Origin of the sequence: Teichococcus wenyumeiae (assembly GCF_003696345.1) — a bacterium.
GTDB lineage: Bacteria > Pseudomonadota > Alphaproteobacteria > Acetobacterales > Acetobacteraceae > Pseudoroseomonas > Pseudoroseomonas wenyumeiae.
This window is the reverse complement of the sequence record NZ_RFLX01000060.1, coordinates 1-13,600: the sequence shown is the minus strand read 5'-3', so window position 1 is coordinate 13,600 and position 13,600 is coordinate 1. Positions and strand designations below refer to the sequence as shown.

At 65.9% G+C, this 13,600-nt stretch carries 14 protein-coding genes and 1 pseudogene; 4 read left to right on the top strand and 11 right to left on the bottom strand.

Features of this window, described 5'->3' with window-relative positions; all coding sequences use genetic code 11:
- Nucleotides 1–260: 260 nt before the first annotated feature.
- The gene (locus EBE87_RS26105) at nt 261–1,151 is read right to left on the bottom strand and encodes a PhzF family phenazine biosynthesis protein (RefSeq protein ID WP_120639801.1); all 891 of its coding nucleotides are present in this window, start codon (nt 1,149–1,151) and stop codon (nt 261–263) included.
- Between the two features lie 2 nt (nt 1,152–1,153).
- A complete protein-coding gene (locus EBE87_RS26100) occupies nt 1,154–1,330 on the bottom strand; it encodes a DUF1127 domain-containing protein (protein ID WP_120639800.1) in 177 nt (58 codons plus the stop codon).
- Between the two features lie 121 nt (nt 1,331–1,451).
- Between EBE87_RS26100 and EBE87_RS26095 the strand changes: the two genes are divergently transcribed.
- The gene (locus EBE87_RS26095) at nt 1,452–2,813 is read left to right on the top strand and encodes an aminotransferase-like domain-containing protein (protein WP_120639799.1); all 1,362 of its coding nucleotides are present in this window, start codon (nt 1,452–1,454) and stop codon (nt 2,811–2,813) included.
- Nucleotides 2,814–3,097: 284 nt separating this feature from the next.
- On the opposite strand, the gene EBE87_RS26090 is transcribed toward EBE87_RS26095, so the two are convergent.
- Nucleotides 3,098–4,336 (bottom strand): MFS transporter, encoded by a 1,239-nt coding sequence (locus tag EBE87_RS26090; RefSeq protein WP_233553349.1) that lies wholly within the window; start codon nt 4,334–4,336, stop codon nt 3,098–3,100.
- An 81-nt stretch (nt 4,337–4,417) separates the two neighbouring features.
- Between EBE87_RS26090 and EBE87_RS26085 the strand changes: the two genes are divergently transcribed.
- The gene (locus tag EBE87_RS26085) at nt 4,418–4,873 is read left to right on the top strand and encodes a winged helix-turn-helix transcriptional regulator (protein ID WP_233553348.1); all 456 of its coding nucleotides are present in this window, start codon (nt 4,418–4,420) and stop codon (nt 4,871–4,873) included.
- A gap of 691 nt (nt 4,874–5,564) precedes the next feature.
- Here EBE87_RS26085 and EBE87_RS26075 read toward each other — a convergent pair.
- The 5 genes and pseudogenes from EBE87_RS26075 to EBE87_RS26055 form a co-directional block, all read right to left on the bottom strand.
- A pseudogene (locus tag EBE87_RS26075) lies at nt 5,565–6,296 on the bottom strand (IS6 family transposase).
- A complete protein-coding gene (locus EBE87_RS26070) occupies nt 6,257–6,577 on the bottom strand; it encodes a GlcG/HbpS family heme-binding protein (protein ID WP_120639796.1) in 321 nt (106 codons plus the stop codon). The pseudogene EBE87_RS26075 and the gene EBE87_RS26070 overlap by 40 nt, the downstream one beginning before the upstream one ends.
- Before the next feature lie 139 nt (nt 6,578–6,716).
- On the bottom strand, nt 6,717–7,475 hold the full coding sequence (locus tag EBE87_RS26065) for an alpha/beta fold hydrolase (RefSeq protein ID WP_120639795.1): 759 nt from the start codon (nt 7,473–7,475) through the stop codon (nt 6,717–6,719).
- 113 nt (nt 7,476–7,588) lie between these two features.
- A complete protein-coding gene (locus tag EBE87_RS26060; RefSeq protein ID WP_267898284.1) occupies nt 7,589–7,771 on the bottom strand; it encodes a putative quinol monooxygenase in 183 nt (60 codons plus the stop codon).
- Between the two features lie 195 nt (nt 7,772–7,966).
- Entirely contained in the window at nt 7,967–8,746 is a 780-nt protein-coding gene (locus tag EBE87_RS26055; RefSeq protein ID WP_199707686.1) for a type 1 glutamine amidotransferase domain-containing protein, read from the bottom strand.
- Between the two features lie 135 nt (nt 8,747–8,881).
- Between EBE87_RS26055 and EBE87_RS26050 the strand changes: the two genes are divergently transcribed.
- Nucleotides 8,882–9,793, top strand: coding sequence for a LysR substrate-binding domain-containing protein (locus tag EBE87_RS26050; protein WP_120639793.1), 912 nt, complete (start codon nt 8,882–8,884; stop codon nt 9,791–9,793).
- Between the two features lie 101 nt (nt 9,794–9,894).
- On the opposite strand, the gene EBE87_RS26045 is transcribed toward EBE87_RS26050, so the two are convergent.
- Both EBE87_RS26045 and EBE87_RS26040 read right to left on the bottom strand, forming a co-directional pair.
- Nucleotides 9,895–10,836: a TIGR03571 family LLM class oxidoreductase gene (locus EBE87_RS26045; protein ID WP_199707684.1), complete on the bottom strand. Its 942-nt coding sequence runs from the start codon at nt 10,834–10,836 to the stop codon at nt 9,895–9,897.
- Nucleotides 10,833–11,453 (bottom strand): TetR/AcrR family transcriptional regulator, encoded by a 621-nt coding sequence (locus tag EBE87_RS26040; protein ID WP_120639792.1) that lies wholly within the window; start codon nt 11,451–11,453, stop codon nt 10,833–10,835. The genes EBE87_RS26045 and EBE87_RS26040 overlap by 4 nt, the downstream gene beginning before the upstream one ends.
- Nucleotides 11,454–11,551: 98 nt before the next feature.
- Between EBE87_RS26040 and EBE87_RS26035 the strand changes: the two genes are divergently transcribed.
- Nucleotides 11,552–12,961, top strand: a complete 1,410-nt coding sequence (locus EBE87_RS26035) for an amidase (RefSeq protein WP_120639802.1) — start codon at nt 11,552–11,554, stop codon at nt 12,959–12,961.
- 217 nt (nt 12,962–13,178) lie between these two features.
- Here the strand turns inward: EBE87_RS26035 and EBE87_RS26030 are convergent, their stop codons facing one another.
- Nucleotides 13,179–13,544, bottom strand: a complete 366-nt coding sequence (locus EBE87_RS26030) for a LysR substrate-binding domain-containing protein (RefSeq protein ID WP_158600971.1) — start codon at nt 13,542–13,544, stop codon at nt 13,179–13,181.
- Between the last annotated feature and the right edge of the window lie 56 nt (nt 13,545–13,600).

Genomic DNA, 13,600 nt, shown 5'->3' with positions numbered 1-13,600 from the left:
ATGACCGCTGCGTCCACACCTTCATGTCCGCCATCTGCCTCGCCGCCACCGTCCTCTTCTGGATCAAGGAGTCCTGAGCCTAGTTTGGCTCGCTGCTCTCCGGTCCGCGAGCCCCAACGGCGCTGCTAACAGCGTCCAAGCCGGCGCGATCCGGTAGCCCTCCGACTGACGCACGACGTTCCGGACCAGGTTGACAGACACGTAAGCAATCCGGCTCCCAATGTGGCGCGCCAGCGTAGCGCGGCCGTTTGGGATGCGTCCTACAGCCGCAGACGCCCTTGCATCACCGGCACGCAGCCGCCGGCCACGCCTGCGGCGACACCCTTGCCATCCCGCCAGGCCGTTGCCTGCAGCAGGCTGGGGCGGCCCATCTCGACGCCCTGGTGCACGGTCAGGGCAATCCGTGCCTCACCGAACAGGGCCAGCAGCAGCGCCGTGGCGGCGGCCGTGGCGCTGCCAGTGGCAGGGTCCTCGTAGAGGCTGCGGGTGAACATCCGCGCCCGCAGCGTGTCGCGGGACATGCGTACATAGGCGTAGATGGCGGACGCGCCGTCGCGCGGCAGCACGGCATCCCAGGCCACGGGATTGGGCCTGATACGCCCCAGCGCTTCCAGTCCCGAGAGTTCCACCACCACGAAGGGCGCGCCCACCGAGACAACCTGCGGCCGGTGCGCCGCGGTGACGACATCCTCCGCCCCCAGCGACAGGCAGGTCGCCAAGCCGGCAGGGTCCAGCATGGCGAGGCGCGACAGGGGCAGGGGCGCGCGCAGCTCGGCATCCAACACCGCGCCGCCTTCCACCCGCACGGCGACCGGCACCAGCCCCGCGACTTCCTCGAACAGGAAGGGCTGCGGCAACGCCTCGCCCCGTGCCAGCCTTTCCCAGGCCAGCACGGTCGCGGTGCCGATATTCGGGTGCCCGGCGAAGGGCATTTCCTTGGTCGGCGTGAAGATGCGCACTCGTGCCGTATGCGTGGGATTGGCGGGCGGCAGGACAAAGGTGGTCTCGGAGAAGTTGAACTCGCGCGCGATGGCCTGCATCTCGGCGTCGCTCAGCCCCTCCGCCTCCGGCAGCACCGCCAGGGGGTTTCCCCCGAACCGCTGCGCCGTGAACACGTCCAGGGTGACGTAGCGGTAGGATCGATCCGTCATGCTCAACCCTCCCAGAAGGGCCGCGCGGCCTCGCGCGCAGCATCCATTTCCGTGACGCCGATGTCGCGCAGCCGCTCCGGCGGCAGGTCGCGGAGCGTGGTGCGGCTCGAGGCCCGACGATGCCACAGCGCCAGCAGCCCCAAGATGCGCCGCAGCGGCTGTGCCACTGCGCCGTCCATCTGCCTGAAACCAGAGATTGCTCCGACCTGCACGATGTTGCTCCAAATTGCTCTCCAGGATTGATTGCCATGGGCGGTAATTGCTCTTCAACATCGCAATTGTTCCGAGTACAATATTTCCATGACCGACTTCCGCATCCTGGCCGACACGCTGGCCCGTAGCCTGGCCGAGGACGTCGCCGCCGGGCGGCGCAGGCCGGGCGACCGGCTTCTCCCTAGCCGCGACTACGCACATCGCCAGGGTATTGCGCCCTCCACCGCGAGCCGGGTCTATGCGGAGCTGGTGCGGCGCGGTGTGGCGGTGGGGGAGGTCGGGCGCGGCACCTTCCTGCGCGCGGCCCAGGGCCTTCCGCCCGTTCCGGCCGCCGAGGCCACGCCTGGCGGCCTCGTCGACCTGGAGGTGAATTTCTGCGTGCTGCCGGACCAGGGCAGCCTGCTGGCCCCAGCCCTGGCGCGCCTGGCGACGCCGGGCGCGCTGCAGCCCCTGCTGTCCCGCGCCAGCGTGGTGGGCGACGCCGCGTCGCGCGAAGCCACCGCGCGCCTGATGGCGCGGGGCGGCTGGATGCCGGAGCCGGACAGCCTGCTCTTCGCCGGGCGTGGGCAGCAGGCACTGTCCGCCTGCTTCACGGCGCTGATCGCGCCGGGGGAGCGGCTCGGCCTGGAAGCCATGACCTACTCGCTGGGCAAGGGCGTCGCCGCGCGCCTGGGGCTGCAGATCGTGCCGCTGGCCATGGACGAGCAGGGCGTCCGGCCCGATGCCATCGCCACGGCCCATGCGGCGCATCCGCTGCGGTTGCTCTACTTGCAGCCGGAACTGCACAACCCCCTTGGCACCACCATGCCGCCTGCGCGGCGGCAGGAGGTGGCGGCGCTGTGCCGTGCGCTGGGCATCACCGCGGTTGAGGATTCCGTCTACGGCTTCCTGTCCGCGGACGCGGCGCCGCCGCTGGCGGCCCATGCTCCGGAGCAGGTGGTGCTGGTGGACAGCCTCTCCAAGCGCGTGGCGCCGGGCATGACGCTCGGCTTCCTCTCGGCCCCGCCCGCATTGCGCCAACGGCTGGCTGCGGCACTCCGGCTCGGTGGGTGGGCCGCGCAGGGCTTCGCGCTGGCGGCCGGCGTGGGCTGGATGCAGGACGGCAGCGTCGATGCCCTGGTGCTGCGGAAGCGGCAGGACGCGCAACGGCGCAACGCCCTGGCGCAGCAGGTGCTGGGCGGCGGCGGCCTGACGCTGCGCGGCGACCCGAGCGCCTATCACCTCTGGCTGGAGCTGCCCGACCCCTGGCGGGCGGAAACATTCGTGGCGGCGGCGGCGCGGCACCGCATCGCGGTCTCGCCGGCGGCGGAATTCGCGGCCGGCCCGGGCCATGCGCCGGATGCCGTGCGCCTGGCCCTGGCCGCCCCGGCAGAAGCCGCGTTGCGCCCGGCGCTGGAGACGCTGCTGGACCTCGCCCTGGCCGGGCCAGATGCTGCGGCGGTCGGGTAGCCCGGGTCATCACAATGCGCCCAGCACCGGCCCGTCCAGCATTCCCTGTCCGGCCAACCGAACTTACGGTGGCCCCCCTTCTCAGTCTGTCAGGGCCGGGTGTGCTTCATCTGCTTTCAGGAGCGTCGGGTGCGCGCTGCCTACGACTGGTATGGGCGCACAGCCGTCATGACCGGGTCTGGCCGATAGCGAAACAGCGGCTCTCGGCAGGCCGACATGCCCAAGCGGACGCGCTCGCCGCCTCACAGCACAGCCGTGTATGCTAGTGGGGGAGCACTTTGACCTCATGCGTGGCGACGCCGGGATGTGAGGATCCAGAGGAGAACTGCGCCGGAACTCAAGACCGCACCCAGCGAACAAACGCCTGGCCAGCCTGCCTGCGCATAAGCAGTCGTCGAGGTGATCGCGCCGGTGGCGCTGCCCAGGGAATAGAAGACCATATACATCCCGATGAGGCGCCCGGCCGCCTCGGGCCGCTGGGATACCAGCAGGCTCTGGTTCGTGACATGCACCGCCTGGACGGCGAGGTCGAGGAGGATCACTCCACCCACCAGCCATCCCAGCGAGATCGGCAGCATCGCGAGAAGCAGCCAGGACAGCAGCATGAGACCGAGGGCACCGCCTGTGACCGTGGTTCCGAGCCCTTGGTCAACCAGCCGCCCCGCACCGCCCGCGGTCAGGGCGCCGACCATGCCTGCGAGCCCGAGAAGGCCTACCTGAGCATGTGAAAGCATGAAAGGCTCTCGGCCCAGCGGCAGGGCCACGGTTGTCCAGAAGGTGCTGAACGTCGCGAAGATCAGGAACGCGAAGCCCGCCCGCAACTGGAGGGTGTTGTCCCGCCGCAGCAACTTCGCCATGGAGCGGAGCAACCCTGCATAGGCTATCGGGACCCTCGTCTCCGGCTGCTGCGGCAGGGCGCGGAACAGCAGCGCGGCCATGGCCATCATGGCGCCCGCGGAGACGAAGTAAACCGCACGCCAACCCGCCATGTCCGCGATGAAGCCCGCGAGAACCCTGGCCGCGAGGATTCCTGTCACCACGCCGCTGGTAACCAGCCCGAGCGCGCGGCCACGCTGCTCTGGCGCCGCGAGAGACGCAGCCAAGGCGACAAGAACCTGAACCACGACGGCCAGCAAGCCGACCATTCCCGCTGCGACGAGAAACAGCGTCCGGGTGCCCGCGAAGCCCGCCACGAGGAGAGCGGCGGCCGAGAGGATGAACTGCCAGAGAGCGAGGCTGCGTCGGTTGAGCACGTCGCCAAGCGGCACAATGAACACCAGGCCAAGTCCATAGCCGACCTGTGTGGTCGTTCCGATGATCCCAACAGTACCGAGCGGAATCCCGAGGTCGGTCGCGATGGCCCCCAGAAGCGGCTGCGCATTGTAGACATTGCCGACAGCGAGTCCGCAGGAGGTCGCCAGAAGGAGGATCAAACTCGGCGGCAGGCTGGAAGCAGGTGGTTCTTTCACGGGTTCGTACATGCCCGTGGCGCTGGTTGCTTGCGCCGTTTGCTCGCTGTCCATGGGAGGATCTCCGATTCTAGTCCTATTATGAGACCAGATGCAGTCATGGGCGGTGAGACCTGAATGGTGAAGCGAGTGAGCATGAGCGGCGCGGAATGCCCGGTGGCGCGGGCATTGGATGCCATCGGTGACTGGTGGTCGCTGCTGATCGTCCGCGATGCCTTCGATGGCGTGCGGCGGTTCAGCGAGTTCCAGAAGGGCTTGGGGATCGCCAAGGGCATCCTCAGCGGACGCCTTCGGCATCTGGTGGCCGTCGGCGTGCTGGAGCAGGCACCCGCTTCGGACACCAGCGCCTACGGGGAGTACGTACTGACCGAGAAGGGACGCTCGCTCTTCCTTGTGATCGTGGCCCTGCGTCAGTGGGGCGAGGCGAACCTCTTCGCACCTGGCGAGCGGCATTCGACGCTTGTGGAGAACGACGGCCTCACGCCGGTGCCGCCCATCGAACTTCGTTCATCCGCTGGACAGAAGCTGGATCCGCGGGACACAAGGATCAGAAAAGTGAGTCAATCCCAAGGAGGACAGCGCCTGCCATGAACTCGTGTGGCTCTGATCTGCCGCACATATCAAGTGCAGAGCCATACGTCTGCTTCTAAGCCTCGTTGAGATTGCCGCAGATGACCGATGTAGGCGCAAAGCGTGCAGCAGCTGTGCTGCGCGTCTATGTCTGCTGTCCACCGAGGCTGTGTGAAAACGTAGGCCCCGGCAGCAGCAGGGGAATGTGTTTCTCCTGGCTGGCCGTTGCCACCCATGACAGGCGCTTTCTCATCATCTGAAGCGCTGAAAGGAAGTCTGCGTAGAAGGTTGTTCTCCAGTTACTTAGCGCCGCTGCGTTTTCACACAGCCTCCACCCATCTGCGACATCCACGGCAGCCAAGCAGGCCCGGTAATTCCCTTATCGCGCTCGACGCTTTGGCTTCGCGACGGCCGTCACAATTGGCTGCGTGATGCCCTTCGCGTGCCGGCGTTGGATTTTCCTTATGCCCGATCTGATCCCGCATCACGAGCCTCGCCTGGTGAAGATGGAAGGCGAATGCACTACTTGGGAATACTGCGGAGCCATCGTACGATCCTCCGGCGTTCACCACCGGCTCACGATGCCCGGGCACCCGCTCGACGGGAGGAGTTTTGGGCAGCGGGATCTGTGCTTCCGGCTGGTGGACTACTGGCTGGACGGTTCCGTTGCAAAGTTCGCAGCAAGTCGCAAACGGCCGCGGTAGGCTTCGGATTAGGCGGCGATCTGAAACAACTCGGCCACACAGGTGGCTTGGGCCGCATGCCTTGTCCGCCTACCTCGTGTGCCTGCCCCTTCCTGATCATTGCCATTGCCTCGTAGCCTGCCAGTGCACGTCGTGCCGTATAGAAACCGCCAGAGCCAAGCCCTGGTCTGTCCAGGCGTTTCACGCGCCGGTGGCTTATTCCACAATGTTATTGAGAAACTTGCATTGTCGTAGCCGCGAAGCGCCACAGCTCATTGTCTGCCTTCATCTCCGCCATGGCGCAAGGGTAAGCCGGGTTCTTGTCCACCGTGATGGTGCGCGGGTTCACCGTATGCGGCTGCCCGAGTGCCTTGCGGAAGAAGCGCTTCGCAGTTTCGGCATCCCGCTTGGCCGAGAGCAGGAAGTCGATCGTCTGACCACGGCTGTCGGCTGCACCATCCCAGGTACATCCAGCGGCCCTTCACCCGGACATAAGTCTCGTCAACCCTCCACGATCCGTTGGACAGGCGTAGATAAGGCCGGAGCCGCCGCTCCAGTTCCGGTGCATAGGCCTGGACCCATCGAAAGATGGTAGTGTGCGCGACGTCGACACCGCAGTCCTGGAGCATGTGTTCGAGGTCGCGGTAGCTGATTGGGAACATCAGGTACCAGCGCACCGCCCAGAGAAACACCTCGGCGGTGAACTGCCGGCCTTTGAAGGTCAGATCCGCCCGGAGCTTCGCCAACTGTCGTCGTGCCATACTCCAGCTTGGCCGCGATCGCGCCAGACGACAAAAAATGCAACAGAACCGCTGATTGTCTCCGTCGGCTTATCGAAGAGGCGCGCTGTACGTGCCTTGCCGATGGCGAGGGCGCCGCATCCGATCGACGCGCCGTCCTGGTGCGCGAAGGCCAGCAGATGCCCACCGGCGTCGACCACGGCAATGCAGTACGGCACGCCAAAGGCACTCGCCGCGGTTTGGGCGGCGCAGATCATGCCCTGTGCATCTGAGTGATCGAGAGCCAGGTGTGCACTGAGCATCGGTGTGTCTCCCTGATGGGTGAAATGGACACCGGGATCGCACTCACCAATCCCGGAGCGGACCGCTCAAAGTGATGAACCCGGAAGCTTTGCACGGCAGGGTGGGCGTGATCGCATTCACGTCGACCTTTAGGGTGTGCTAGCGTATTGCTTCACCTGCGGCTGTGATGAAAGCCGCGACCTCGTCAGGATGCGACATCATGACGGCGTGGCTGCTCCTGAGTTCCTGCGTCCAACTGCCGGCACGCCGGGCCATCGCGCGCTGGGCGGTCGGTGGCACCATGTGGTCCTCCGTCGCGATCATGAAGTGGCTGGGCTTTGACTTCCACGCGGCCTGGGTGATGACGCCTCCTACAGCGTTCAGCCCCCACGGAACCTGCGCCGTCGCCATGAATGCGGTTGTCGCAGCGTCGACGTCAGCGGCGAACGCGGTAGGAAACTTGGCGGGATCGACAATCAGGAAGCCGTCTTCCGGTGGTAGGAGCGGTGCCTGCGGTTCACCTTGGACCGGGTTCTCGGCCAGCTTGGCCACCGACTCCCCGACATCCGGAGCGAAGGCCGCGAGGTACACCAGGCTGCGGACCTTCGGATCGTTGCCGGCTTCGGTGATGACTGAGCCACCATAGGAGTGGCCCACCAAGACCACAGGGTTTTTCGCCTTCGCGATCACGCGTTGGGTGACGGCCACGTCATCCTTGAGCGTGATCGTCGGGTTCTGGACAACCAGGACCTCGTACCCGTCTTTCGTCAGGATGTCGTACAGAGCCCGCCAACCCGAAGCGTCGACGAAGGCGCCGTGGACCAGGACGATGGAGACCGCCTTTTCCGCGGCTCTCGCTGGAAGGATAGTTGCGGCGGCCGCCGCGAGGGTGAGGATGCCGAAAGACCTACGTTCCATGGGGTGGTTCTCCTTGAAAATGGGGGACTGAGTTGAGCAAGGTGAGCCGACCTGGCTGCGTCAGGCCGCTGTCACGGGATCAAGCGCCATGACGGTCCGCTCCGTGCGGTCGTTCATGGTCGAGAGATAATCTGAAAGTCCGGTGTTGCCCGGTGCGCCGCGACCGCCTCACCGTCGACGTAGAGTTCGTCGAGCACGAACCGGCCAGGGTCGGTCTGATCCTGCCAAAGGTCGTAGCGCAAGTTACCCGGCTCCGCGCGACTTGCGGCAGTCATCCCGTTGAGTAAAGCTCGCAGCTCCGCAGCTCCGCAGCTCCGCAGCTCCGCAGCTCCGCAGCTCCGCAGCTCCGCAGCTCCGCAGCTCCGCAGCCTTGCCCGGCCGGGCGGCGAGGATCGCCATGATCTTTACGTGATGGGACATGTTGCTGTTCCCCTTCGGATAAGCCGGTTTGGCGGAGCGTGAGAGGAGCGCTACGCCAGTCATGCGTGTTCTCACGCCGTGACAAGCCGCCGGTCGAGCGCTTCGATCAGCTTGGCGGCAAGCAGATGATCCGAGGCAGGGTTCTGGCCGGTGATCAGCTCGCGATCGACCACCACATTCGGTGCGAAGTCGGCCGGATTGCTGGTCACCGTGCCGCCCGCGGTCTGCAGCGCCTGGGGCATGTCGAAGTACAGCTTGCCGTGCAGGAGATGCTCCTCGGCGGCCCGCTCCTCGCTGGCCGAGAAAACCGTCATCCGGTAGCCCGTGTAAGGCCAGCCCTGCGCGCATTCGGCCGCCCTAGCCATGTCCCCGGCGGTCAGCGCGGCGCGGAACTCGCGGGCACGCGGCATGGCGGCGGCCATGGCGACCGGTCCGTGGCAGAGCAGCGCTGTCGGCTTTCCGGCCTCGTGGAAGTGGCGCAGGACCGCGCCCATGTCGGCATCCTGCATGAGGTCGACGGCGGGCGCGTGGCCACCGGGCACGAACAGGCCGGCATAGCTGTCCAGCCCGTCATCGACCACCGACCGCAGCCTGTGCACCTGATTCATGGCAGGATCGTCGGCGTAGAACCGCTTGGCGCGTGCATAGGCGGCCTCATCGCCTCCGAAATGCTGCGGCGAGTCCGATGCCTCATCGATGTGCGGCTTGGTCCCATCCGGCGTGGCGAGCACGACCTGGTAACCAGCCTCGATCAGCGCCATGGCTGGCACGACCGTCTCGTTGAGATATTGACCGATCACGGCTGAGCCGCCGCCCCGCAGCTCGATCCGTGTGGCGTTCGAGCCGGTCACAAGCACTATTCCCTTAGTCATCTCAGCCTCCGTTGCACTGTCCGCATCCTTGTGGACGAGCGCAGCTTGGCCTCACCGGAAACATTTCAGAATTTTATTGTATTTATTCTAGGTATAATGATGACATTATAAGTCGTGCGCTACGACCTCAATCTCCTGCCGATTTTTGTGGCTTTGATGGAGGAGCGCAGCGTCACACGTGCCGCCGAGCGCCTGGGCATGACCCAGCCGGCCCTGTCAAACGCGCTCGCACGCCTCCGAACCATGTTGCAAGACCAGCTTTTCATCCGCGAACGCTATGGCATCCAGCCAACCCCGGTCGCGCTGGAACTGGTGCCCGTCATTGCCAGAGCGCTGGCAAAGCTCGACGACGCGGTGCTCGGCCAGCAGGGGTTCGACCCTGCCAAGGCCGAGCGGCTCTTGACTATCGCTCCCAATGGCTATGTCGAATTCGTGCTGGTGCCCGCCATTGTGGCGAGGCTGCAGCAGGTCGCCCCTGGCATCAGGCTGAGCCTAACCCCGTACAGCAATGATCTGGTGGAAACCGGCGTCATCTCCGGCACCACCGCGCTGGTGCTCGGCCGCATCGTCGATCCGCCTGACAACCTCGTGGTGCAGCACCTGCTGGATGAGGGACTGGCCTGCGTGGTGCGGGCAGACCATCTGGAGATCGGTGACAGCATGACGCGCGAGCAGTTTGAGCGGCTCAAGCATGTCAATGTGGTGCCCCCCGGCCGCATGCGGGCAGGGCTGTTCCAGGCGCTGGCACGGCAACAGCTGAAGCGCGACGTGGCCATCTCGGTCACCAACTTCTTCGCGGTCGCCGAAATGGTCGCCGTGACCGACTACTGCGCGACGTTGCCCAACCTGATTTGCCGCCGCCTGGCACATGATCCTCGGCTGAAGATCCTGCCTCCGCCGGTTGACCTCGGAACCTTCCCGGTCGACATGGCCTGGCATGTGCGGTACCGGCACGATCCGGCGCACCGCTGGCTGCGATCGCTCATAAGCGAAGTAGCGACGGGACTGATGAGCCAGCCGCTCTGATGGTCAGGTCGGCTTGGCGCCCAAGCGAAGTCTCCTCAGGCTGGAAGTGGGCTTGGAATGGGGCGCTCCTCGTCGGTCGCCGGACCCATGCCCCGATAGTTTCAGGATGAGGTCCCTGTCGCGCGAGCAGCGGCTGCCGCCACAAGTTCCAGGCTTTCATCTGGCTCCAGTGTGCTGGATTCCAGGTTCAACATGAGATGGTGGACCCCGAGATCCCGCTGTTCGGCAAGGATGGAAACCAGCCCTGTCTCACCGGTGCGGTAGCCGAGAGGGATCGCCGTTGCCGCACCGCTACCCCGCTCTATGGAGAGGTGGAGGGCCACGCTGAACGAGCGGAACTGCCCTGGCGCCGCGCCATCGACAGCACGCCGCCAAAGGTGATGGCGGTCGCGCTGCTGTTCCGGCTCGCGATGGTAGGTCGCCCATCCGGCCGCATGGCGGGCGATCCATTCCAGGCTCTGGCCTGCCGAGCCGATAACGATGAGCGGTGGAGGCACAAAATCCGTGGGGCGTAGTTCGAAGCTGTCGGGCAGGCCTGGCAAGGACTGCGGATGCAGGAGTGCGCCCTGCAGCTTCTCCCACTTCTCCCGGAACAAGGTTCTGCGGTCTTCGGAGCGCAGCCCGAAGGCGGCGAACTCCTCAGGGCGGTCGCCCGAGCCCAGCCCGAGGAGCAGGCGCTGCCCCGAGAGGGCCTGGACGGACGCGGCCGCCTTCGCGAGGTGCCAGGGATGACGGAGAGGTAGCACGGTCGCGGCGGTTCCCAACGCGATGCTGCGCGTGACAGCCGAGACAGCACCCAGCGCGACCCACGGGTCGAGATGGCCGATAATCTCGGGGTACCAGGGCCCGTTCAGCGGCACGTCCCGGACCCAGATGGCCGCGAAACCCAGCTCCTCGGCCCGTCGCGCCAGCGCGATCTGCTCCCTGAAGTCGATCGGGGCATCAGGCTGGCGCCGGACGGGCAGAACCACGCCCAGGGAGAGGCGGCCTTCGGCGAAGACCTGATCGAAGGATCGCGGGCTGGGTCCAGCCGCCGGGATCAATGGTCAACTCCGGGCTCTGGAAGGGTCCGCTGAAGCGTCGGCAGGAGCCCGGCTGCGCGATACCCATCGATCAAGGCATCGTAGAGCGCGATGTCCGACCGACTCCGCGCCATCAGCTGGGCGCCAGCGACCGCGGCGTAGATGGAGCGTGCCCGCTGCCCGCTCTCGCCGGCACTGACCACGGAGGATGCGAAGAGCATTTTGCTCAGCCATGCCACATGGACATCCGCGAAGGCCTGCACCTCCCGCTTCACGACATCCGGCAGGTCATCGTACTCGGCGGCCATGAAGCTGCAGAGGCAGAGACGGTTCTCGCTTTCCAGGGACTTGCGGAACACATCGGGGTAGTCGTGCAGGCAGCGGAGTGGGTCCGAGGTCTCGCCCCATAAGGCGTCGAGGTCCGCCGCTGAATCCTCCCAATAGCGCCTCGCGACCGCCGCGCCGAGATCGGCCTTGCTGGGGAAGTGGTAGTAGATGCTCGCCCCTTTGATGCCGACCCCGTCCGCGAGAGCGCGGATGTTCAGGCCGCCATAGCCATGGGCCTGCGCGGCTTTGCGGGCCGCTGCCAGGATGGCTTCCCGCGCATTTGCACCCGCATCACCGGCTCGCTGTTTCACTGCCCTCGGCTCCTGAACCTAACAAGCGTTAGATAGGATTTGACCGTCCGGATTGGAAGCCCTAGGGTTACCTATCGAACGTTAGGTAGGTGCTCTTGATGAACTCAGACCTCTTCTATTCCGACGCGACGAAGCTGGCGGAAATGATCCGGACCCGGGAAGTCTCCCCAGTTGAGGTCGTTCAGGCGCATCTCGACCGCATCGCAGCGGTTGACCCGAAGGTGAATGCCGTGGTGACCGTCGCCGACGGTGCGCTGGAGGTCGCGAGGGCGGCGGAACGCGCCGTTCTTGCGGGCGAGGAACTCGGCGCGCTGCATGGCGTGCCCTTCTCGGTGAAAGACTCGATCGACACCGCCGGAGTGCTGACCCAGCGCGGCTCGCCTATCTTCAAGGGGCGCGTTCCCGACATCGACGCCACCAGCGTCGCGCGCTTGAAGAAGGCTGGCGGCATCCTGCTCGCGAAGACCAACCTTCCGGAGTTCTCCTACTGGATTGAGAGCGACAACCTGCTCTCCGGCCGGTCGAACAACCCCTGGGACCTGGGCCGCACGCCGGGCGGCTCGAGCGGCGGTGAGTCGGCCGCCATCGCCGCGGGCATGTCGCCGCTGGGTCTGGGTACCGATCTTGCCATCTCGGTCCGGGGCCCAGCGGCCCAGACAGGGATCACCTCGTTGAAGGCAACGCACGGGCGCGTGCCGATGACGGGCATCTGGCCGCGCGCACCGCGCCGCTTCTGGCATGTCGGTCCCATGGCGCGCAGTGTGCGCGACCTCGCGCTCGCTCACTCGCTGCTGGCTGGACCTGACGGTGCGGACGGCTATTCCTCGGTCCCCCGCGGGTTCGACGCCGGGACAGGGGCCTCGCCGGATCGGCCGCTGCGGGTGGGCTGGCTGGTCGAGCCCGGCTTTGGGCCCATCGACCCCGAGGTGGCGGCGACCGTCCAGGCTGCGGCGGAGGCGCTCAAGGGTCTGGGCTGCTTCGTCGAGCCGGTGCGCATTCCGGCGCTGGAGCGCGACTTCGCCCTCGACGTGTTCAACCGCCTGCACGTGATGGAGATGAAGCCAGCCTTCGCGGAGGCGACCGCAGGGCGAGGCAAAGATGAGCTCTACAAGATGGCCAGGACCATGCTCTCCCTCCCCGACACCTCCATGAAGGACTACATCGAGGCCGAGCAGGCGGCCGAGCGTCTGCGGGATGGCTACGCGGACTACTTCTCGCGCTACGACGCCCTGATCACTCCGGTCCTGCCTATCCCGGCCCACAAGCATGGCGTCACGCAGTTCACCATCAACGGCCAGATCGTGGATGCCACCTACCTGCAAGGCGCCACCGTGCCGCTGAACGTAACCGGACTTCCGGGTCTGTCGATCCGGTTCGGCACGAGCCAGGAAGGGCTCCCCATCAACGTGCAACTGGTGGCCAGCTGGCTGGCAGAGTCGACGATCCTTCACCTCGCCGCCCTGCTGGAGGCAGCTAGCCCGGTCCGTGACCTTCACCCGAATATCTAGCCGAGCAGCCTGAGGTACTCAGAACCACGCCCAGAAGTCTCCGCTTCTGGGTGTATAGCGAGCTCTACCCTGCTGCCCAATGACTCGGTAGCGGCGAGAACCCAGCCGACCGCTACACATGTGCTTATCCGCACTCTGGCTCAGAAGCGGACCTGGCGCATTTGGATCTGACAGAGCGGCAGCCGCCACCAGCACCTGCCCAAGCCTGGGACTTTCTTCAAGTCCGCATCACCTCTAGGAAGGCACGGAACGCTGCGCTCGGCTGGCGGCGGCTCGGGTAATACAGGTGGTTGGCGGCCAGCACCGGCGCCCATCCCAGCAGCACCTCGGTCAGCGATTGGTCTGCCAAATAAGGGGCAGCCTGAAGGCGCAGCAGGCACACGATGCCTAGCCCGGATAGTGCCGCGTCCCGCATCAGGTCGACATCGTTGGTGATGAAGGTCTCGGGTACCGCACGCCCAAACATCTCGCCGTCGCGCACAAACTCCCAGCGGTGGAGCGCCCCCGACGAGGTGTGGCGGTAGCTGATGCAGCGATGCGCGCCGAGGTCGTCGGGTTGATCCTCCTTGGCTTCCGTGGACACCCAGAGGCAAAGTTTGAGCTGGAGGTGTTTGATGGATCAGCAAGCGACGAGGACCA